Source organism: Amaricoccus sp. (assembly GCF_017995835.1).
Lineage (GTDB): Bacteria > Pseudomonadota > Alphaproteobacteria > Rhodobacterales > Rhodobacteraceae > Amaricoccus.
Genome location: NZ_JAGOID010000007.1, coordinates 37,475 through 57,660, shown reverse-complemented (window position 1 = coordinate 57,660; position 20,186 = coordinate 37,475). Strand labels below are relative to the sequence as shown.

The 20,186-nt window shown below is 70.5% G+C and carries 18 protein-coding genes and 1 pseudogene; 13 read left to right on the top strand and 6 right to left on the bottom strand.

Annotated features, from left to right (window positions below):
* Positions 1-32: 32 nt before the first annotated feature.
* Together KBA23_RS02445 and KBA23_RS02440 are read right to left on the bottom strand one after the other, a co-directional pair.
* Positions 33-530 (bottom strand): SRPBCC family protein, encoded by a 498-nt coding sequence (locus KBA23_RS02445; RefSeq protein WP_290736416.1) that lies wholly within the window; start codon positions 528-530, stop codon positions 33-35.
* A gap of 102 nt (positions 531-632) precedes the next feature.
* Positions 633-1,238 carry an NAD(P)H-dependent oxidoreductase gene (locus KBA23_RS02440; protein WP_290736413.1) on the bottom strand — a complete coding sequence of 202 codons (606 nt, stop codon included), beginning with the start codon at positions 1,236-1,238 and terminating at the stop codon, positions 633-635.
* 81 nt (positions 1,239-1,319) lie between these two features.
* On the opposite strand from KBA23_RS02440, the gene KBA23_RS02435 reads away from it, so the two are divergent.
* Positions 1,320-1,733, top strand: a complete 414-nt coding sequence (locus KBA23_RS02435) for a helix-turn-helix domain-containing protein (RefSeq protein WP_290736410.1) — start codon at positions 1,320-1,322, stop codon at positions 1,731-1,733.
* Positions 1,730-3,586, top strand: coding sequence for a cobaltochelatase subunit CobT (gene cobT / locus KBA23_RS02430; protein ID WP_290736407.1), 1,857 nt, complete (start codon positions 1,730-1,732; stop codon positions 3,584-3,586). The genes KBA23_RS02435 and cobT overlap by 4 nt, the downstream gene beginning before the upstream one ends.
* A gap of 695 nt (positions 3,587-4,281) precedes the next feature.
* Here cobT and KBA23_RS02425 read toward each other — a convergent pair.
* Positions 4,282-5,208, bottom strand: coding sequence for a LysR substrate-binding domain-containing protein (locus KBA23_RS02425; RefSeq protein ID WP_290736404.1), 927 nt, complete (start codon positions 5,206-5,208; stop codon positions 4,282-4,284).
* Positions 5,209-5,404: 196 nt separating this feature from the next.
* Between KBA23_RS02425 and KBA23_RS02420 the strand changes: the two genes are divergently transcribed.
* The 6 genes from KBA23_RS02420 (at position 5,405) to KBA23_RS02395 (ending at position 10,971) form a co-directional block, all read left to right on the top strand.
* Positions 5,405-6,154: a glucose 1-dehydrogenase gene (locus KBA23_RS02420; protein WP_290736401.1), complete on the top strand. Its 750-nt coding sequence runs from the start codon at positions 5,405-5,407 to the stop codon at positions 6,152-6,154.
* A gap of 25 nt (positions 6,155-6,179) precedes the next feature.
* Positions 6,180-7,022, top strand: coding sequence for a transketolase (locus KBA23_RS02415; RefSeq protein WP_366935291.1), 843 nt, complete (start codon positions 6,180-6,182; stop codon positions 7,020-7,022).
* Complete coding sequence (locus KBA23_RS02410; RefSeq protein WP_290736398.1) at positions 7,022-8,029, top strand: transketolase family protein; 1,008 nt, start codon at positions 7,022-7,024, stop codon at positions 8,027-8,029. Before KBA23_RS02415 ends, KBA23_RS02410 begins: the two co-directional genes overlap by 1 nt.
* A gap of 93 nt (positions 8,030-8,122) precedes the next feature.
* Positions 8,123-9,133: a TRAP transporter substrate-binding protein gene (locus KBA23_RS02405; protein ID WP_290736396.1), complete on the top strand. Its 1,011-nt coding sequence runs from the start codon at positions 8,123-8,125 to the stop codon at positions 9,131-9,133.
* A gap of 3 nt (positions 9,134-9,136) precedes the next feature.
* The gene (locus KBA23_RS02400) at positions 9,137-9,709 is read left to right on the top strand and encodes a TRAP transporter small permease subunit (RefSeq protein ID WP_290736393.1); all 573 of its coding nucleotides are present in this window, start codon (positions 9,137-9,139) and stop codon (positions 9,707-9,709) included.
* A gap of 2 nt (positions 9,710-9,711) precedes the next feature.
* Positions 9,712-10,971 (top strand): TRAP transporter large permease, encoded by a 1,260-nt coding sequence (locus tag KBA23_RS02395; protein WP_290736390.1) that lies wholly within the window; start codon positions 9,712-9,714, stop codon positions 10,969-10,971.
* A gap of 159 nt (positions 10,972-11,130) precedes the next feature.
* On the opposite strand, the pseudogene KBA23_RS02390 reads toward KBA23_RS02395, so the two are convergent.
* A pseudogene (locus tag KBA23_RS02390) lies at positions 11,131-11,298 on the bottom strand (transposase); the annotation flags it as partial.
* Positions 11,299-11,558: 260 nt separating this feature from the next.
* Here KBA23_RS02390 and KBA23_RS02385 point away from each other — a divergent pair.
* The 5 genes from KBA23_RS02385 (at position 11,559) to KBA23_RS02365 (ending at position 18,994) form a co-directional block, all read left to right on the top strand.
* Positions 11,559-12,857, top strand: a complete 1,299-nt coding sequence (locus KBA23_RS02385; RefSeq protein WP_290736387.1) for a lipoprotein-releasing ABC transporter permease subunit — start codon at positions 11,559-11,561, stop codon at positions 12,855-12,857.
* Positions 12,850-13,530 (top strand): ABC transporter ATP-binding protein, encoded by a 681-nt coding sequence (locus KBA23_RS02380; RefSeq protein WP_290736385.1) that lies wholly within the window; start codon positions 12,850-12,852, stop codon positions 13,528-13,530. The genes KBA23_RS02385 and KBA23_RS02380 overlap by 8 nt, the downstream gene beginning before the upstream one ends.
* Before the next feature lie 75 nt (positions 13,531-13,605).
* Entirely contained in the window at positions 13,606-16,014 is a 2,409-nt protein-coding gene (pheT, locus tag KBA23_RS02375; RefSeq protein ID WP_290736382.1) for a phenylalanine--tRNA ligase subunit beta, read from the top strand.
* 532 nt (positions 16,015-16,546) lie between these two features.
* Entirely contained in the window at positions 16,547-18,565 is a 2,019-nt protein-coding gene (locus KBA23_RS02370) for an ASKHA domain-containing protein (RefSeq protein WP_290736379.1), read from the top strand.
* A gap of 90 nt (positions 18,566-18,655) precedes the next feature.
* On the top strand, positions 18,656-18,994 hold the full coding sequence (locus KBA23_RS02365; protein WP_290736376.1) for a DUF2794 domain-containing protein: 339 nt from the start codon (positions 18,656-18,658) through the stop codon (positions 18,992-18,994).
* Positions 18,995-19,014: 20 nt separating this feature from the next.
* Here the strand turns inward: KBA23_RS02365 and KBA23_RS02360 are convergent, their stop codons facing one another.
* Positions 19,015-19,488, bottom strand: coding sequence for a GreA/GreB family elongation factor (locus KBA23_RS02360; RefSeq protein ID WP_290736373.1), 474 nt, complete (start codon positions 19,486-19,488; stop codon positions 19,015-19,017).
* Between the two features lie 58 nt (positions 19,489-19,546).
* Positions 19,547-20,158, bottom strand: coding sequence for a class I SAM-dependent methyltransferase (locus KBA23_RS02355; RefSeq protein WP_290736370.1), 612 nt, complete (start codon positions 20,156-20,158; stop codon positions 19,547-19,549).
* Positions 20,159-20,186 lie beyond the last annotated feature (28 nt).

Here is a 20,186-nt window from a genome sequence, read left to right as displayed (position 1 = left end):
GCCGCAGCTGCGGGAACGATCGCTCCGGGCCTTCAAAAAAAACTGCTATGAATGAGTGTCATCGGCGAGGTCGGACAGAAGGAACAGCATGCAAAGACGCCCTTGACGACCGAACCCTCATGTAAGGCGAAGAGCGGCGCGAGGAGCGGGGACAGCCGCCGGAGCGACGGCTTCGCCGCGGCGACGCTCCAGTCATAGCGCGCGACCGTCTCCGCGCCTTCCTGCGTCAGCCGCCACTCGCCCCGCCCGACGAGATCGCCCGTCGCCGCTACCGCCCAGCGGTGCGGGCGGTCGCTCTCGACAACCGTCGCCACCCAGCGCAGGCGATAGGGCAGGAACCCCCGGGTCAGCAGGCGCAGCCGTCGGCCGACCCCGTCCGGCCGGCCGCGATCGAGTTCGTCGACGGCGAGATAGACCTCCGGCCACCATTCCGGAAAGCGCTCGGGCGTGGCCAGCACGGCGGCCACCGCCTCGATGTCGGCCTCGAGCCGCCATTCGCTGACGAGATGGTAGTGGTCGGACCCCGCCATCGCCGCGCTCGCTCGGCCCCCGGACCTCGCTCCATCGTCGCCCCTGTCGGCTGACGCAGCGTAGCAGAGACCTGATTCGCCGTAAATCTCCGGGCGCCGGCCTCAGGCAGCCGCGCGCGCGTCCTCGGCGCGAGCGGCCATGGTGGCGCGGGTCCACCAGTCGAGATCTTCGAGCATCGCCTGCGCCGCGGGCAGGAGGTTGCCCTCGATCTCGGCGATCGGCGCGTTCTGCCCCATCGGGTGAACCTTGAAGAAGTCGCTGCCGCCGATATGCACGCCGTGACGGATCGGCGCCATCTGCAACTCCACCGCGATCGTGCGCAGGTGCTCCGCCGCGCGCGCCGCGCCGACCGAGCCATAGCCGAGGACCGCCGCCGGCTTGCGCACCCACTCCTTGTAGGCCTGATCGAGCGCGTTCTTCAGCGAGCCCGGGATCGAGCGGTTGTATTCGGAGGTCACGAAGATGAAGCCGTCGAAGCCCGCAAGCTTCTGCTGCCAGGCCACCGCCCGCGCATCCTCGCTCGGCGCCCACAGGTTTGAGGTCTTCTCGTTGAACAGCGGCAGGTCAAAGTCGCGCAGGTCCACCAGCTCCACCTCCCAGTCGTTGCGCCGGCCGGCGAGATCGTGGATCCACTGCGCCGGCTTGTCGGCGAAGCGCGAGTCGCGGGTCGAGCCGACGATGATGGCGATGCGGGGTCTGACGGGCATGGTGGTCTCCGTTTGATACTGGTATAGATCGGTTACCACGTGAATGAGAGAAATCAGCGAATCGGTCAAGAGGGCACGTCCATGACGCCAGGTGAGCACGACGAAACCGCCTGCGCCCGCATCAGCGAACTGCTCTCCCGCGTCGGCGACAAGTGGACGGTGCTGGTCATCCGCCATCTCGGCGCCGGGCCTGCGCGCTTCAACGCGCTGAAGCGCCAGATCGGCGACATCTCGCAGAAGATGCTCTCAACCACCCTGCGCAGCCTCGAGCGCGACGGCTTCGTCACCCGGTCCGTCGCCCCGACCACGCCGCCCCAGGTGGAATACGCCCTGACCGACCTCGGCCGCAGCCTGCTCGTGCCCGTCTGTGCGCTCGCACGCTGGACCATCGACAATGCCGAGCGGATCGAGGCGGCGCGGCGCGCCTTCGCGACGCGCGAAGGGCCGGAGCGGCCCTTGCGGACGCCGGCGCCGCATGATTTCTGGCGCGCATGACGAAACCTGCGGACAACCCTGCCGAGCCGTTCAAGAAGGCGCTCGCCGAGGCGACGCGCGCCATGGCCGGCGACCCCGATCTGTCGGTCGCGTTTTCCATCGACCCGCCCGGCTTCAGCGGCGACTCCATGCGCCTGCCGCAGGTGACGCGGCGGATGACCCGCGACGAGGTCATGCTCGCCCGCGGCGTCGCCGACGCCTATGCGTTGCGGCGGCGCTACCACAGCGACGCCACCCACCGCCGCTACGCTCCCCGGGGGGAGACCGCCGCGGCGCTGTTCGACGCGATGGAAACGGCGCGCTGCGAGGCCATGGGCGCACGCGCCATGCCCGGGACGGCGGGCAACATCGACGCCAAGATCGCCGAGGAAGCCCGGCGCATGGGCTATGCCGAGATCACCGACCCGGCGCGCGCGCCGCTCGCGGTCGCGGCGGGCTATCTCGTCCGCGAGATCGCGACGGAGCGGCCGCTGCCCAAGGGCGCGGCGAACGTGCTCGGCCTGTGGCGTGGCTTTCTCGACAGCCATGCCGGGGGGACGCTCGACGGCGTCGAGGCGGTTCTCGACGACCAGCAGTCCTTCGCCCGTTTTGCCCGGCGGGTGATCGAGGAGCTCGGCTACGGCGACGAACTCGGCGAGGATCCTGACGCCGAGGAGCCCGAGGACGAGGCCGGCGAGCCCGAAGAGGACGAGTCGCCCGACGAGAACGAGGGCGGCGGGGCCGAAGACGACAACAGCCAGGAGTCGACCGCCGAGGACGAAAGCGCCGAGGCCCAGCCCGATTCGAAGACCGTGCAGGCGTCGCTCTCCGATGCCGACGAGACCGACCTCGCGGACGAGGCCGACCTGGAGGAGGGCGAGCCGACCGACGATCGGCCGCCCCCGCCCCATTCCGAGGCCGACCCCGGCTACAAGGTCTGGACGACGAAGTTCGACGAGGAGATCGCCGCCGAGGATCTCGCCGACCCGCTCGAGCTCGAACGCCTGCGCGCCTATCTCGACCAGCAGCTCGAGCCGCTGAAGGGCGCGGTCGCCCGCCTTGCCAACCGCCTCCAGCGCCGGCTTCAGGCCCAGCAGAACCGCGCCTGGGAGTTCGACCTCGAGGAAGGCACGCTCGATGCGGGCCGCCTCGCCCGCGTGGTCGCGAACCCGATGACGCCGCTCAGCTTCAAACGAGAGCGCGACACGGATTTCCGCGACACCGTGGTGTCGCTGCTCATCGACAACTCGGGCTCGATGCGTGGCCGGCCGATCTCGATCGCCGCCATCTCGGCCGACGTGCTGGCGCGGACGCTGGAGCGGTGCCAGGTCAAGGTCGAGATCCTCGGCTTCACCACCCGGGCCTGGAAGGGCGGCCAGAGCCGCGAGAGCTGGCTCGCCGCGCAGCGCCCGGCCGCGCCGGGGCGGCTCAACGACCTGCGCCACATCGTCTACAAGTCCGCCGACGCGCCTTGGCGGCGCGCGCGGGCCAATCTCGGCCTGATGATGAAGGAGGGTCTGCTCAAGGAGAACATCGACGGCGAGGCGCTGGAATGGGCCCACCGCCGCCTGATCGGCCGGCCGGAAGCGCGCCGGGTGCTGATGGCGATCTCCGACGGCGCCCCGGTGGACGACTCGACCCTGTCAGTCAACCCGGCGACCTATCTCGAGCGCCACCTGCGCGACGTGATCGCGATGATCGAGCGGCGGCGCCACGTCGAGCTGGTCGCCATCGGCATCGGCCACGACGTGACGCGCTACTATTCCCGCGCCGTGACCATCACCGACGTCGAGCAGCTCGCCGGCGCCATGACCGAACAGCTCGCCGCCCTCTTCGACAACGACCCGGTCCGCGCCAAACGAAAGCATCGCTGATGTATCAGCCCTTGCTCGACTCGAACGGCCACCGCACGAATCACTACATTAGAACAGAGGGATGAATCTGTGGATTTGTAAGCCAATCATTGCTTAAGGACACGCAATTTCAAACTTCAGAATCTCCGCGCCATTCGGTGGAAGCGCGGGATAACTCCAGAATGCCGGTTCTGGCGCCCTCCAGTGATTCTGCCACCTTCCTTCGTTAGACCGCCATTTGATGAGACGCTCGCCTAGAACGGGATCCCCTGCGGACGTCTGCTCCATCCTGTCGATGTACTCTGGCATGTCGTAGCGAACCGAAAGGCCGGCCAGGAGATCGTAGAGCCGAAGGTTTAGTCTCCCGCTATGGCCCGGCCCAATCTGATCAGCGACAACCATCTTGACCGGCGGCGCGATCGTCCTCCTCGTGGGATGATGGCGCGGGTGCTGGCCGCTCCGGGCCGGTACGTCCGGGATCTCTGCCGCCCAATCGGAGGTCCCGACGTGCCGGGGCAGACCCGTCACCGACCAGTGCGAGAGCTTCACCGCATTGGCCGAGAACCTGCGGGGCACGCGCTCTGAACCCTCGGCGGCGTTCCGGGCGAGCCCGTCCGGGGTGTCTCAGTGAACCCTGGGGCGGGGGAGTCGCATGTCTGCAGACCATCGAGTTCTGTTGTACCGAGCGTGCAGCAGCGGCGCCGGTTCACGAGATGTCACGGACGGCTCGATGGACGTGCAGACGTTTCCCACCAAGCCTTGCTCTGTTCGAGCTCGCGGAAAAGCCACTCGCGGAAGTCCGTTACCTTTCGCGTGGCACTCTTGGATCGCAGCGTGGTGAAGGCATGCCCGCGCGCAGTCATCGCCGTCTCCGGAAGAACCACGACCAACTGCCCGCTACGCAGCTCCTGCTCGGCGAGCAGCATGCTGTCGAGGCAGACGCCGAGGCTGTCGACCGCGGCGCGGATCGCCATGAAGGAGCGGTCGAAGCGCGGACCGCGGTCGAGCTCGAGGCGCGCGCGGCGGTTTCGGCGGCTCCACTCCCGCCAACCGAGGATGTTGATCTCGCCGTGAATCAGCGTGTGGCCGGCAAGGTCCTCGACGGTCCGGATCGGCTTCAGCCCGTTGGCGAGCCGCGATGAGCACATCGGCACGACGACGTCCTCCGGGAACGGGTAGATGATGGCCCCGGCGGGGGCAGGCCCGGGATTGTAGCGGATGTCGATGTCGATAATGCCCTGGCCTAGATCGACCAGATCGACCGAGGACTGCAGCCGCAGGTCGATCTCGGGATGCGCCTCGCCATAGATCGGAAGCCGGCGCATCAGCCACTGGCTGGCGATACTCGGGCTCGAATGGATCGTCAGCGCCATCGTTCCCCCGGCGCTCGCCGCGGTCCGCGTGGCCGCATCGATCTTGGCGAAGGCCGCGATGACGTCGACGGCGTACTCGCGCCCGGTGTCGGTGAGGATGACCGAGCGGTGCACGCGATGGAACAGCGCGACGCCGATCTGCTCCTCCAGCAGCCGCACCTGATGGCTGATGGCCGAGGGCGTCACTGCCAGCTCGTCTGCCGCAAGTGCGAAGGAACCGAGGCGAGCGGCGGCCTCAAACGCTTGAATCGCCTTGATGGAAGTCCGCATCCCGCCACCTTCGATAGATGAATCTGGCTCATCGATAGCAGGTTTTATTCGTTTGAGCGTTTTGTGGCAAGCAGGTATGCATTGAGCACAATACGGACCGGGCGGAGAACAGGTCCGAAGGTCGGAATACCCGGGCGGGCGCCGCAGCGTCGTCCACGACAAGCAAGACCAACGCACTCAAAGGGGGAAAGCAGCGATGCTTCTCGCAGACAAGGTATGCATTGTTACCGGCGCCGCCTCGGCGCGCGGTATCGGGCGCGCAACTGCCAGGCTCTTCGCTCTTCACGGCGGGAGGGCGATCATCCTCGACCTCGACGGCGACGCGGCGGCGGCTGCCTCGAGCGAGCTCGGCGACGTCCATCGCGGCCATGCCTGCGACGTCACCGACAAGGCGGCCTGCGAGGCGGCGGTCGCCAAGGTCGTCGAGGAGTTCGGCCGCGTCGACGTCCTCGTCAACAACGCCGGGATCACCCAGCCGGTGAAGACGCTCGAGATCGACGACAAGGGCTACGACGCCATCCTCGACGTGAACCTGCGCGGCACGCTCTACATGAGCCAGGCTGCGATCCCGCACATGAAGAGGCAGAAGTCGGGCTCGATCGTCTGCATGTCGTCGGTTTCCGCCCAACGCGGTGGCGGCATCTTCGGCGGCCCGCACTACAGCGCCGCCAAGGCTGGCGTCCTCGGCCTCGCCAAGGCGATGGCGCGCGAGTTCGGCCCGGACAACATCCGCGTCAACTCGGTGACCCCCGGCCTCATCCAGACCGACATCACCGGCGACAAGCTCACGCCCGAACTCCGCGCGAAGATCCTCGAGGGCATCCCGATGAACCGTCTCGGCGACGCCGAGGACGTGGCGCGGGCCTGCCTGTTCCTCGCCTCGGACCTCGCCTCCTACACCACCGGCGCCGTCATCGACGTCAACGGCGGCATGCTGATCCATTGACGCAACCAATCCGGAGGAAAGACCCGTGACCACAACGATTGGGCACAATGTCGACCTGCCCGAGCGCGCCTACCGCATCCGGCGGCACGCGCTCCGCATGGGCGAGGTGCAGGGCCAGGGCTACATCGCCCAGGCGCTCGACATCGCCGACGTGCTGGCGACCGCCTACTTCCACGCCATGGAATACCGGCCGGAGGACCCGCACTGGGAGGGCCGCGACCGGTTCCTGCTCTCGAACGGCCACTATGCGATCGCGCTCTACGCCGCGCTGATCGAGGCTGGCATCATCCCGGAGGACGAGCTCGAGACCTACGGCGGCGACGGCTCGCGCCTGCCGATGTCGGGGATGGCCGCCTACACGCCGGGGATGGAGATGTCGGGCGGCTCGCTCGGCCTCGGCCTGTCGATCGGCGTCGGGATGGCGCTGGGTCTGAAGCGCAAGGGCTCGAAGAACCGGGTCTACACGCTCTTCTCCGATGGCGAGCTCGACGAGGGCTCGGTCTGGGAGGCGATCATGTCCGCCGCCCACCACAAGCTCGACAACCTGATCGGCATCATCGACGTCAACAACCAGCAGGCCGACGGTCCCTCGACCGAGATGCTCGGCTTCGAGCCGCTGGTTCCGAAGCTCGAGGCCTTCGGCTGGTTCACCCAGCGCATCGACGGCAACGACATCGAGGCGGTCCGCGCCGCCTTCGACGCGGCGAAGCAGCATCCCGACCCGCAGCCGCGGATGATCGTCTGCGACACCCGCATGGGCTGCGGAGTCCCGTTTCTCGAGGCCCGCGAGAAGAGCCACTTCATCCGCGTCGAGGAGCACGAGTGGCAGCTCGCGCTCGACGCGCTCGACGCCGGGAGGACAGCGTGATGACCGACACGACAGCCAGGGCGCCGGAAAAGGTGCGCCTCAAGACCTCGGCGATGATCGCCTCGATCGCCGCCGAGGGGCAGGCGACGAAGCCAGCCCCGTTCGGCCACGCGCTTGTCGAGCTGGCGAAGTCGCGGCCCGAGATCGTCGGCATGACGGCCGACCTCGGCAAGTACACCGACCTCCACGTCTTCAAGGAGGCCTTCCCCGATCGCTGCTACCAGATGGGCATGGCCGAGCAGCTACTCTTCGGCGCCGCCGCAGGCCTCGCCCACGAAGGCTTCATGCCCTTCGCCACTACCTACGCGGTCTTCGCCTCGCGCCGGGCTTATGACTTCATCCACCAGACGATCGCCGAGGAGAACCTCGACGTGAAGATCGCTGCGGCGCTGCCGGGGCTGACCTCGGGCTATGGTCCGAGCCACCAGGCGGCGGAGGACCTAGCGCTCTTCCGGGCGATGCCGAACATGACCGTCGTCGATCCCTGCGACGCGCTGGAGACCGAGCAGGTCGTGCCCGCGATGGCCGAGCACAGGGGCCCGGTCTACATGCGCCTCCTGCGCGGCAAGGTGCCGCTCGTTCTCGACGAGTACGGCTACCGGTTCGAGCTCGGCAAGGCCAAGATGATCCGCGACGGCGCGGACGTCCTCGTCATCTCCTCGGGCCTTCTCACCATGCGCGCGCTCGAGGTGGCGAAGGCGCTCGAGGCGGACAAGGTCGCGGTCGGCGTGCTGCACGTTCCGACGATCAAGCCACTGGACACCGCGACGATCCTGAAGGAGGCCGGTCGCACCGGGCGCATGGTCGTCGTCGCCGAGAACCACACGGTGATCGGCGGCCTCGGCGAGGCTGTTGCGGGCGTCCTCCTCCGCGAGGGCGTCGCGCCGAAGTTCCGCCACATCGGCCTGCCCGACGAATTCCTCGCCGCCGGCGCGCTGCCGACGTTGCACGACCGCTACGGCATCTCGGCTGAGGCGATGTCGGGCAGCATCAAGGGCTGGCTCTGACGCCAGCCCGTCCGCCGGCGCGGCGGACCTCCGGCGCGGCCTCCCGCCGCGCCGACCGAAGAAGCCTGCCTCAGAACATTGGAGTGGAACGCCATGACTCTTCGCCCCAACCGCCGCGCCTTTCTCATGGGCGCCACGGCCGCCGTCGCCGCCTCGGCCCTCACCTTCCGCCCGAAGCGCGCCCTGGCCGCGACGACGCTGACTCTCGGCCACGGCGCCGCCCCGGGCAACCCGCGCACCGTCGCCGCCCAAGCCTTCGCCGACATGGTCGCCGAGCGGACGGCCGGTGAGGTCGTCATCAACGTCGCGGGCTCCGAGCAGCTCGGCAGCGACGTCTCGATGTTGACCAGCATGCGGACCGGCGCGCTCGACCTGACCGCCAACAGCCAGGGCGCCGCCTCCGGCCTCGTCCCGGAGATCGCGGCGCTCGGGCTGCCGTTCCTCTTCCGCGACGCCGCCCAGGCCCATCAGGTCCTCGAAGGCCCGATCGGCGCGGCGCTCGCCGAGAAGTTCGCCGGCGTCGGCCTGATCGCGCTCGACTGGTGGGACAACGGCATCCGCCACACCACCAACTCGCAGAAGTCGATCGAGACTCCGGCGGACTTCGGCGGCCTCAAGATCCGCACGCCCGCCGACCCGGTGACCGTCGACATCTTTCAGACCCTCGGCGCGGCGACCCAGCAGGTCCCGTTCGGCGAACTCTACATCGCGCTCCAGCAGGGTGTGGTCGACGGCCAGGAGAACCCGCTCGCCAACATCGCCAGCGCCAAGCTCTTCGAGGTCAACCGCTTCATCACCCTGACCGGCCACCAGTGGCAGTCGACGCCCTTCCTGATGTCGCGGTTCGCCGAGGGCAAGGTCACGCCGGAGCAGCTCGAGATCATCAAGGCCACCGCGAAGGAGGCTGGCGTGCTGCAGCGCAAGCTGATGGCAGACGCCGACGGCACGCTGCTCGCCGAGTTCAAGGCGAACGCCGATCTCGTGGTCAACGAGCCCGACCGCACCCCGTTCCAGGAGGCGACGGCCGGCGTCATCGACAAGTACCGGGGCGAGTCCTACGGCGAGTTCGTCGACCAGGTGGTCGACGCTGCCGGCGCGAGCTGAGCCATGAGCGCCGGTTTCAACACCCCTCCCGTCGAGCCCCAGGGCTCGGCGCAGAGGACGACGCTCGCCGCGGTGAACCTCGTCGATCGGGTCATCACGGTCGTCTGCCGCTATATCGTCCTCGCCACCGGGATCGCGCTGACGGTGATCCTCACCGCCAACGTCTTCGCCCGCTACGCCTTCTCGGCCGGCGGCCTCGACGTCGCGCAGGAGCTGCCCGAGCGGCTCTTCCCCTGGTTCATCGTCGCCGGCATCATCCTCGCCGCGCAGGCGGGCGGCCATGTCGCAGTCGAGTGGCTGATCGGCCGTGCCGGTCCGCGCGGCGGCCGCTGGGTGATCCTGCTCGGCAACGCCATCGTCATCGTCTCCTACGCCTTCCTGTTCCGCCAGGCGCTCGTGCTCGCCGAGATCGCGAAGATCGAGCGGAGCCCGGTCCTGCAACTTTCCGGCAGCCACGGCTACTGGGCCATGGCGATGGCCTTCGCCCTGGTCGGCGTCGTCACCCTTTGCCAGTCGGTCCGGCTTCTCTTGATCGGCGCCGAGTCCCGCTTCACCCTCAAGTACGAGGAGATCTGACGATGAGCCTGATCGTCATCCTTGCCTTCGTCGTGCTGATGATCCTCGCGATTCCCGTCGGGCACGCGCTGGTCATCGCCGCGACCGGCGCCATCCTCTGGTCGGGCGCCATCCCGGTCATGGCGGTCGCGCAGACCATGTTCCAGGAGACCCAATCCTTCCCGATGCTGACGCTCCCGTTCTTCATGCTGGCGGGCGCGCTGATGATGGGCGGCCGCCTCGGCCAGGAGCTGCTGCACTTCGCCTCCGAGGGCATGAAGCGCTGGCGGGGCGGCGAGCTCTCCACGACAGTCGTCGCCTCGGTCGCCTTCGGCGGCGTCTCGGGCAGTGCGGTCGCCAACGCCTCGGCGCTCGGCTCGATCCTGATCCCGTGGCAGAAGAGCCGCGGCTATCCGGCCGGCCTCGCCGCCGCCAACAACGCTACCTCGGCGGTCATCGACATCCTGATCCCGCCGTCGATCCCGCTGATCCTCTATGCCCTCGTCAGCGGCACCAGCATCGCCGACCTCTTCGTCGCCGGCATCCTGCCGGGGCTCCTGATGGCGGGCGGCTTCATCGCCACCTGCTGGTGGATCGCCAGGCGCCGGGGCTTCATGCCCTCGACCGAGCCGGTCGACCGGCGGGCGCTTCTGCGGCTCGCGATCAAGTCGACCCCGGCGATCGCGCTCCCGATCCTGATCCTGATCGGCATGCGCATGGGCTTCGCCACTCCAACCGAGATGGCGGTGCTGGCAGTCGTCTACTCGATCCTGCTCAGCCTCTTCCTCTACCGCGACCTCGACTGGGCACGCTTCCGCGAGGCCATGATCCAGGCCGGCATCGCCACCGGCATCGTGATGCTGGTCATCATGGGCAGCGCGGTGATCGCCTGGATCCTGACCTTCGACCAGGTGCCGATGAAGTTCGCCGAATGGGTAGCGACCAACCTCGAGAACAAGTTCCTGATCCTGATAGCGCTCAACATCCTGATGCTGATCGTCGGCATGCCGCTCGACCTGCCGCCCGCGGTCATGCTGCTCGGGCCGATCTTCGTGCCGCTCGCGGCCGCCATCGGCCTCGACCCGGTGCAGCTCGGGCTGATCATGGTCATCAACCTCGGCATGGGCCTCTACACGCCGCCCATCGGCACGACGCTCTTCATCTCGTCGTCGATCGCCCGGACCTCCATGGGCGAGACCGTGAAGGAGCTCTGGCCCTTCTTCACCGTGGCGCTGATCGTCCTCCTGGCGATCACCTACATCCCGGCGCTGACGATCTACTGACCGGCGCCCTCGGTCAGGCCCCGCATCCCCGGATGCGGGGCCTGCTGCGGTGATGATCGAATCGACCGAGAAGACGAGGTCGAGCAGCAGGATCTGGAAGATCGCCCCGCCGAGCGTCTTGCTGACCGCCTCGTCCTTGTGGTCGACCGGATCGGTCCGGCGTATGGAAGCGATGAGGAGCCACGCCTCGGAGGATGCGATGGAGGCTTCCCGGTCTCTTGCCAGACACCGGCAGCGCCCGAACCAGGCGAGCGTGCGCTCGACGACCCATCGCCGGGCGCTGACGACGAAGCCCGTGACCCCCTCGGGACGCTTGACGATCTCGATGACCGGACCGTCGGCTTTTTCATGGCGCCCTTCAGCTTCTCGCCGGCACAGCGGCTTCGGGCGGCAGGCGGCGCCAGATCATGCATACGCATTGTGCATAGGCTGTGCATGGCTTGTGCATCGCCCAAGCGGCGGTAAACCCTCACCAATTTCCCCCTTCGCCCCCGCCTCGCCGGATCCCGCCGGCTCCGCCTCCGGGGAGGGCGATTGCGGGAATGTGCCTTGACCTCCCGCACCGCCCCTCGCAGGTTCCGCGCGCCATGACCGACGCCCCCCGGACGCCCCCGCCCCCCTTCGCCGCCTTCGAGTGGCAGATCGCCTGGCGCTACCTGCGCGCCCGCCGGCGCGAGGGCGGCGTGTCGGTCATCGCCTGGTACGCGCTGATCGGCGTCATGCTCGGCGTCGCCACGCTGATCGTCGTGCAGGCGGTAATGATCGGTTTTCGCGAGGAATTCACCGACCGCATCATCGGCGCGAACGCCCATGTCACCATCTACCAGACGCCGGGAATCGGCCCGGACGGCCAGCCCGACCGCATGGTGCGCGACTATGACGCGCTCGCCGCCCGCCTCGCCGCCGTCCCCGGCGTCACCCGCGCGAGCCCGCTCGTCCGCGGCCAGGTCATGGCCTCGGCCCATGGCCGCGCCATCGGCGTCGAGGTCCTCGGCGCCCGGACCGAGGATCTGGAGCAGGTCCCGCTCGTCGCCAGTCCCGAGATCGGTTTCGGCGACCTCGCCCGCCTCGACGCGGGCGTCGCCATCGGCGCCGGCGTCGCCCGCGAACTCGGCCTCGCCGTCGGCGACGTCGTGACCCTGATCTCGCCCGAGGGCATGGACACCCCCTTCGGGGCCTCGCCGCGCATCTCCGACTACGAGGTTACTTACATCTTCGGCGTCGGCCGCTTCGACATCGACCGCACCCGCGTCTACATGCCGTTCGCCGAGGCCCAGTCCTTCTTCGACCGCGACGGCGCCGCCGACGAGATCGAGGTCTTCGTCGCCGACCCGATGCAGGTCGACGCCCTGCGCGCGCCGCTGGCCGAGGCCGCCGGCGACGGCGCCGTGCTCTGGACCTGGCGCGACGCCTCGGGCGCCTTCCTCTCCGCCCTCGACGTCGAGCGGCGGGTGATGTTCATCATCCTCTCTCTCGTCGTGCTGATCGCCGGGCTCAACATCGTCTCCGGCCTCGTCATGCTGGTGAAGAACAAGGGCCGCGACATCGGCATCCTGCGCACGATGGGGCTCACGCGCGGCTCGATCATGCGGGTGTTCTTCCTCTGCGGCGCGCTGATCGGCGTGACCGGCACCGCGCTCGGCGTCATCCTCGGCTGCCTCTTCGCCATCTACATCCAGGACATCCAGGCGCTGGTCGAATGGGTCGCCGGCGGCTCGGTGTGGAACCCCGAGATCCGCTTCCTCACCGAGATCCCCGCCCGCCTGCGCCCCGGCGACGTCGCCGCCGTCGTCGCCATGGCGCTCGGCCTCTCCTTCCTCGTCACCCTCGCCCCCGCGCGCAACGCCGCCCGCCTCAACCCCGTCGAGGCGCTGCGCTATGAGTGAGGCCCTGCGCCTTTCGGGCGTCCGCAAGGTCTACAACCCCGGCCAGCCGGGCGAGGTCGTCGCCCTCGACGGCGCCTCGCTCACGCTGGCGGCCGGCGAGGTCGTCGCCCTCGTCGCGCCCTCGGGGGCCGGCAAGTCGACGCTCCTCCACGTCGCCGGCCTCCTCGACGCCCCCACCTCCGGCGAGATCGCCATCGAGGGCCGCCCGGCCCACGCGCTCGACGAGACCGCCCGCACCCGCCTGCGCCGCGAGACCATCGGCTTCGTCTACCAGTTCCACCACCTGCTCCCCGAGTTCAGCGCCCGCGAGAACGTCGCGCTCCCCCAGCGCGCCGCCGGCAGCCCGCGCGCCGCCGCCGAGGCCCGCGCCGGCGCCCTTCTCGCCGAGGTCGGCCTTGGCCCCCGCGCCGCGCATCGTCCGGCCGAGCTGTCCGGCGGCGAGCAGCAGCGCGTCGCCTTCTGCCGCGCGCTCGCCAACCGCCCCCGCGTCCTCCTCGCCGACGAACCGACCGGCAACCTCGACCCTGAGACCTCGTCCCACGTCTTCGAGGTCCTGCTCGCCCTCGTCCGCTCCACCGGCCTCGCGGCGCTGATCGCCACCCACAACCCCGACCTCGCCGCCCGCATGGACCGCACCCTGCGCCTCGCCGCCGGCCGCATCGTCCCGGCCTGATTTCCCCGCCCCTTCCCCTTCGCGCGCGCTTCGCCTAAACCGCGCCGAAACGGCACGCCCGGCGCGCGAGGGACCATGAAGTTCACCCTTTCCTGGCTCAGGGAGCACCTCGACACCGAGGCGAGCCTCGACGAGATCACCGCCGCGCTCACCGACCTCGGGCTCGAGGTCGAGGGCGTCGAGGATCCGCGCCGCAAGCTCGCCGCCTTCACCGTCGGTGAGGTCATCGAGGCCGTCCAGCACCCCGACGCCGACCGCCTGCGCGTCTGCCGCGTCGCCACCCGCGACGGCGAACGCCAGATCGTCTGCGGCGCCCCGAACGCGCGGGCCGGCATCAAGGTCGTCGTCGCCATGCCCGGCGACTACATCCCCGGCACCGACCTGACCCTCAAGGTCGGCACCATCCGCGGCGTCGAGAGCCAGGGCATGATGCTGTCCGAACGCGAGATGGAGCTCTCCGAGGCCCATGACGGCATCGCCGAGCTCGACGCGGACGCCCCCGTCGGCGCCGCCTTCGTCGACGTGGCGAAGCTCGACCCGACGATCGAGATCGCCGTCACCCCGAACCGCCCCGACGCGCTCGCCGTCGCCGGGATCGCCCGCGACCTCGCCGCCCGCGGCCTCGGCCGGCTGGTCACACCCACGATCGAACCCGTTCCCGGCGCCTTCCCCAACCCGGTGGCGATCTACCTCGCCCCCGACGTCGCCTCCGAGGCCTGCCCGCTCTTCGCCGGCCGGCTGATCCGCGGCGTCAGGAACGGCCCCTCGCCGGCCTGGCTTCAGGACCGGCTGCACGCCATCGGCCTGCGCCCGATCTCGGCGCTCGTCGACATCACCAACTTCATCACCTGCGACCGCGCCCGGCCGCTCCACGTCTTCGACGCGGACAAGATCAACGGCTCGGCCATCACCGTCCGCCTCGCCCGCCCTGGCGAGCGCCTCGTCGCGCTCGACGACAAGGAATACGCCTTCGACGGCTCGGAGACCCTCGTCTGCGACGCCCACGGCGCCGAGTCGATCGGCGGCGTGATGGGCGGCGCGCGCACCGGCGTCACCGAGGCGACGACGAACGTCCTTCTCGAGAGCGCCTGGTTCGACCCGATCCGCACCGCCCGCACCGGCCGGCGGCACCGGATCAACTCCGACGCCCGCTATCGCTTCGAGCGCGGCGTCGACCCGCTCTCCGCCGTCCCCGGCATCGAGCTCGCCACGCGGATGATCCTCGATCTCTGCGGCGGCGAGCCCTCCGAGGTCGAGATCGCCGGCCGCCCGCCGGTCTCCGAGCGCAGCTACCGCCTGCGCCTCTCCCGCGTCGGCACGCTCGTCGGCCTCGACATCGCCCCGGAGGAACAGGAACGCATCCTTGTCGCGCTGGGCTTCGCCGTCGACCGCGAGGGCGAGGAACTCGTCGTCGCGCCGCCGTCGTGGCGGCCCGACGTCCACGGCGAGGCCGACCTCGTCGAGGAGATCGCCCGCATCGCCAGCCTGTCCCGGCTCGAGGGCCGGCCGATGGCGCGCGCCCCCGGCGTCGCCCGCCCGGTGCAGACGCCGATGCAGCGCCGCGCCAGCCAGGCCCGCCGCCGCATCGCCGCGTCCGGCCTGCACGAATGCGTCACCTACAGCTTCATCGACGAAAAGGCGGCGCGCCTCTTCGGCGGCGGCGGCGAGGCGGTGCGCATCGAGAACCCGATCAGCTCCGAGATGAGCCACCTTCGCCCCGACCTCCTGCCCGGCCTCCTCGCGGCGGCGGCGCGCAACCAGGCGCGCGGCGCGAACGACTTCGGCCTCTTCGAGGTCGGCCACGTCTTCCCCGGCGGCGAGCCGGGCGAGCAGCGCCTGCACGCGACCGGAATCCGCGTCGGCGCCACCGGCCCGCGCGACCCCTTCGGCGCCCGCCGCCCGGTCGACCTCGCCGACGCCCGCGCCGGCGCCGAGGCCGCGCTCGCCGCGATCGGCGCCCCCGCCGGCCTGATGCTGCGCCGCGATGCCCCGGACTGGCTCCACCCCGGCCGCTCCGGCGTGCTGACGCTTGGGCCGAAAACCGTCGTCGCCGTCTTCGGCGAGATCAACCCGCGCGTCCTCGCCGCCCTCGACCTGCGCGGCCCGGCCGTCGGCTTCACGCTCGAGCTCGAGGCGCTGCCTTTCCCGCGCGCCCGCGGCACGGCGCGACCGGCGCTCGTCGTCTCCGACCTGCCGGCGGTCGAGCGCGACTTCGCCTTCGTGCTCGACGAGCGGATCGAGGCCGAGGCGGTGCTGAAGGCCGCCCGCGCCGCCGACAAGGCGCTGGTCGCCGGCGTCTCGGTCTTCGACGTCTTCGCCGGCCCCCGCGCCGAGGCGCAGATGGGCCCCGGCAAGAAGTCGCTGGCCATCGCCGTCCGCCTCCAGCCGACCGAGCGGACCCTCACCGAGGCCGAGATCGAAACCGCCTCCGCCCGCATCGTCGCCAGCGTGACCAAGGCCACCGGCGGCGTCCTGCGGAGCTGACACGCCCTACGGGTGATCGTCCCCCAGGAATGGCCCTCTCTGGGCAGCCTCCCGGGTGCGCCCGTCCGATTTCTCCCCGGATCGCACTTGCCGGGCGCCAGTGGCGCCCGCGCGATCCGGTCGGCCCGCGCCGCAAGCGCGGGCCGAGGGGCCATCCGATATCTCCGAAGCTCGCATCGGCGCGCGGCTGCCCTGGCTGGCGCGGAACGCGCCTGCCCTCGGAAGGGCAGTCGCGTGCCGATTTCGCCAACGGTCGAAATCGGCGGGGATATCGGAGAGATCCCCGCACGGTACCGACCGAACGGATCGCGCTGGCACAACCGCCCGCAAAATCGCCCGTGTTGGTTAACCGTCCGCAAAGAAGTGGCAAGCCGGTTTCCAGCCGGATTCCACCCGCTTTCCACCCCCGCTTTTCGCTGCCTTTCCAGGAGGATGACGACCGCATGACGCATCCCGCTCCGGATGCGCCGCCTTCGGCCTACCGCCCGCCGCGTCGAGCCGCTACATCCGGCAGGATCCCCGGGGGCAAGCCATGACCAAGGACCCGCTCGTCATCTTCACCCCCTCGGGCAAGCGCGGCCACGTCGCGCGCGGAACCCCCGTCCTCACCGCCGCCCGCCAGCTCGGCGTCGACCTCGACAGCGTCTGCGGCGGCCGCGGCATCTGCTCCAAGTGCCAGATCACCCCCGCCTTCGGCGAGTTCCCCAAGCACGGCGTCACCGTCGCCGCGGAGGCGCTCTCACCCTGGAACCCCGTCGAGGAACGCTACCATGCCAAGCGCGGCCTCATCCCCGGCCGCCGCCTCGGCTGCCAGGCGCAGATCCTCGGCGACGTCGTCATCGACGTCCCCCCCGAGAGCCAGGTCCACAAGCAGGTCGTGCGCAAGCGCGCCGAGGCCCGCCAGATCGTCATGGATCCCGCCACCCGCCTCTACTTCGTCGAGGTGGCCGAGCCCGACATGCACGAACCCTCCGGCGACCTCGAACGGCTGGAACGCGCCCTGCTCGACCAGTGGGGCCTCGCCCACGTCAAGGGCGACCTGCGCACGCTCCAGATGCTCCAGTCGGCGCTGCGCAAGGGCGACTGGCGCGTCACCTGCGCCGTCTTTCACGGCGACGGCTCCGGCGAGGCGCGCATCCTCCACGTCTGGCCCGGCTTCTACGAAGGCTCGATCTACGGCCTCGCCATCGACCTCGGCTCGACCACCATCGCCGGCCATCTCTGCGACCTCGTCACCGGCGAGGTGCGGGCCTCCGCGGGCCTGATGAACCCGCAGATCCGCTTCGGCGAGGACCTGATGAGCCGGGTCAGCTACGCCATGCTGAACCCCGGCGGCGCCGGCCAGATGACCCGCGCCGTCCGCGGCGCCCTCAACGATCTCGTCGCCCAGGCGGCGGCCGAGGCCGGCATCGCCCGCGAGCTGGTCATGGAGGCGGTGATCGTCGGCAACCCGGTGATGCACCACCTCCTCCTCGGCATCGACCCGGTCGAGCTCGGCCAGGCCCCGTTCGCGCTCGCCACCGCCTCGGCGCTCACCCTGTGGGCCTCCGAGATCGACCTCGCGATGCACCCCGACGCCCGCATCTATGTGCTCCCCTGCATCGCCGGCCATGTCGGCGCCGATGCCGCCGCGGTGGCGCTCTCCGAGGGCCCGAACCTCTCGGACGAGCTGATGCTCATCGTCGACGTCGGCACCAACGCCGAAATCCTGCTCGGCGACCGCCGCCGCGTGCTCGCCTGCTCCTCGCCCACCGGCCCCGCCTTCGAGGGCGCGCAGATCAGTTCCGGCCAGCGCGCCGCCCCGGGCGCCATCGAGCGCGTCGAGATCGACCCGGTCACCAGGGAGCCCCGGTTCCGCGTCATCGGCTGCGATCTCTGGTCCGACGAGCCCGGCTTCCCGGAGGCGACCGCGGCGACCGGGATCACCGGCATCTGCGGCTCCGGCATCATCGAGGTGATCGCCGAGATGCGTCTCGCGGGCATCCTCGACGCCTCGGGCCTCATCGGCTCCGCCGAGCAGACCGGGACCGCCCGCTGCGTGCCGGAGGGCCGCACGCACGCCTACCTCGTCCACGACGGCGGCGAGGCCGGTCCGCGCATCCTCGTCACCCAGGGCGACGTCCGCGCCATCCAACTCGGCAAGTCCGCCCTCTACGCCGGCGCCCGGCTGCTGATGGACGAGCTCGGCGTCGACACCGTCGACCGCATCGTGCTCGCCGGCGCCTTCGGCGCGCATATCTCGCCGAAGCACGCCATGATCCTCGGCATGATCCCCGACTGCGACCTCGCCAAGGTGGCCTCCGCCGGCAACGCCGCCGGCACCGGCGCCCGCATCGCGCTGCTCAACTCCGCCGCCCGCCGCGAGGTCGAGGCGCTGGTCACGCGCATCCACAAGGTCGAGACCGCGATCGAGCCGCGCTTCCAGGAGCATTTCGTCGCGGCAAACGCGATCCCGCACGCGACCGCCGCCTTCCCCCATCTGCCGCCGCTGCCCCAGGTCGCCTTCGGCGCCGGCGGCTCCGGCGAAGGCCGCCGCCGCCGCCGCGGGTGATCGCCACCACCGCGCGCCGCTCGAAGCGGGACTCGCCGTCACGCTGCCGGCGCGCTTGCCAAAGTCCGGGGCCGCCGCCATGCTCCCGCCATGGTCCACGGCACCGAGATCGCCCCGTTTCCGAGCCCTTCCGACCGCGTGGCCTTCCATCGCCGGGAACTCGCGGTGATCCTCGACCTCTACGGCCGCTTTGTCGCGGCCGGCCTCTGGCGGGACTACGGCATCGCCATGCTGCGCGACGTCGCCGTGTTCTCGGTGTTCCGGCACGCCGCCGAGCATCCGCTCTACCGGATCGAGAAGCGCCCGCGGCTGGCCGGGCGCCAGGGCGAGTACGCCGTCATCGCGATGGACGGCCGGATTCTCCGCCGGGGCAGCGATCTGCGGCAGGTGCTGCGCGTGCTGGAACGCAAGCTGATCCGCGCGATCTGAGACCGGGCGGTGCGCCGCCCCTACCGGTTGCGGACCTCGACGACCTCGAGCTCGACCGGGCGGCCGCGCAGCGTGACCGTCACCGCGTCGCCCGGCCGCGCCCCGGTCAGGGCCCGGGCGACCGGCGCGGCATAGGAAATCGTCCCGGTCGCCGGGTCGGCCTCGTCCTCGCCGACGATCGCGACCGTCCGCGTCGCGCCCTCGTCGTCGAGGTAGGTGACGACGCTGCCGAACTGGACCGCCGGATCGGCCGGGTCGGGCGCGACGTGCCGCGCCGTCGCCTTGCGGGCGCGCCAGTAGCGCAGGTCGCGCTTCAGCCGCGCCTGCCGGATCTCGTCCGTCTCCGCCGCCAGCGCCGCCTCGAGTTCCGCCACCCGCGCCTCGATCAGGTCGAGCCCGCGGGCCGTCACCAGGTTCGGCAGCGTGCTGACCGGCAGCTCCGGCAATGTCTCCGGGCGATCCCCGTCATCTTCCTTCACGAATGCCCGGCTCATGCCTGCGTCCTCCCTTTCTTCCCGGGAGGTAGGCGCCCCGACGTCCGCTCGCAACGCCTCAGCGCCGCCGGGCCAGCCACACCGACCGGCCGCAGGCGGGATCCTCGGCGAGAAAGCCGCGCGCGACCAGCCCCGACGCCTCGAGGCAGGCGGCGTAGCCGGCCGGCGACAGGCTGGCGTGATGGACCGGCCGCCCGTCCACCGCTCCGACCGCCACGCCCGCGTCGGGCCCGGCGGTGAAGAGCAGCGCGCCGCCCGGCAGCAGATGTGCGGCGAGGCGCGGCAGCGTCGCCCGCTGCTCCTCCGCGGTCAGGTGAAAGAAACTGTCCCAGGCGACGATCCCGGCGAAGCGCCGCCCGAGGTCGAGGCGGCGTATGTCGGCGAGCGTCCAGACCGCCTGCGGGAACCGCGCCCGTGCGCGCGCCAGCATCGGCGCGGCGAAGTCGACGCCCTCCACCTCTCGCCCCTGCGCGAGCAGCCAGCCCGCGACGGGCTCGCCCGCCCCGCAGCCGAGGTCGAGGATCGGTCCCTCCGGCGCCAGCGCAAGGAAACGCACGAGCCAGGCCGCCTCGGTCAGATCGCGCCGTCTCGTCGCGTCGAAGGCCGCCGCGCCGCGTTCGTAGACCGCACGCGTCTGCTCGGGGAGCGGGGCCTCATACCGGCGGCTCATGAATCGACTCGCGGACCGTTTTTGACAT

Bases quoted from the DNA above. Each gene is read 5' to 3' on its own strand.
- KBA23_RS02445 (WP_290736416.1), bottom strand. From the start codon at position 530: ATGGCGGGGTCCGACCACTACCATCTCGTCAGCGAATGGCGGCTCGAG.
- KBA23_RS02440 (WP_290736413.1), bottom strand. From the start codon at position 1,238: ATGCCCGTCAGACCCCGCATCGCCATCATCGTCGGCTCGACCCGCGAC.
- KBA23_RS02435 (WP_290736410.1), top strand. From the start codon at position 1,320: ATGACGCCAGGTGAGCACGACGAAACCGCCTGCGCCCGCATCAGCGAA.
- cobT (WP_290736407.1), top strand. From the start codon at position 1,730: ATGACGAAACCTGCGGACAACCCTGCCGAGCCGTTCAAGAAGGCGCTC.
- KBA23_RS02425 (WP_290736404.1), bottom strand. From the start codon at position 5,208: ATGCGGACTTCCATCAAGGCGATTCAAGCGTTTGAGGCCGCCGCTCGC.
- KBA23_RS02420 (WP_290736401.1), top strand. From the start codon at position 5,405: ATGCTTCTCGCAGACAAGGTATGCATTGTTACCGGCGCCGCCTCGGCG.
- KBA23_RS02410 (WP_290736398.1), top strand. From the start codon at position 7,022: ATGACCGACACGACAGCCAGGGCGCCGGAAAAGGTGCGCCTCAAGACC.
- KBA23_RS02405 (WP_290736396.1), top strand. From the start codon at position 8,123: ATGACTCTTCGCCCCAACCGCCGCGCCTTTCTCATGGGCGCCACGGCC.
- KBA23_RS02400 (WP_290736393.1), top strand. From the start codon at position 9,137: ATGAGCGCCGGTTTCAACACCCCTCCCGTCGAGCCCCAGGGCTCGGCG.
- KBA23_RS02395 (WP_290736390.1), top strand. From the start codon at position 9,712: ATGAGCCTGATCGTCATCCTTGCCTTCGTCGTGCTGATGATCCTCGCG.
- KBA23_RS02385 (WP_290736387.1), top strand. From the start codon at position 11,559: ATGACCGACGCCCCCCGGACGCCCCCGCCCCCCTTCGCCGCCTTCGAG.
- KBA23_RS02380 (WP_290736385.1), top strand. From the start codon at position 12,850: ATGAGTGAGGCCCTGCGCCTTTCGGGCGTCCGCAAGGTCTACAACCCC.
- pheT (WP_290736382.1), top strand. From the start codon at position 13,606: ATGAAGTTCACCCTTTCCTGGCTCAGGGAGCACCTCGACACCGAGGCG.
- KBA23_RS02370 (WP_290736379.1), top strand. From the start codon at position 16,547: ATGACCAAGGACCCGCTCGTCATCTTCACCCCCTCGGGCAAGCGCGGC.
- KBA23_RS02365 (WP_290736376.1), top strand. From the start codon at position 18,656: ATGGTCCACGGCACCGAGATCGCCCCGTTTCCGAGCCCTTCCGACCGC.
- KBA23_RS02360 (WP_290736373.1), bottom strand. From the start codon at position 19,488: ATGAGCCGGGCATTCGTGAAGGAAGATGACGGGGATCGCCCGGAGACA.
- KBA23_RS02355 (WP_290736370.1), bottom strand. From the start codon at position 20,158: ATGAGCCGCCGGTATGAGGCCCCGCTCCCCGAGCAGACGCGTGCGGTC.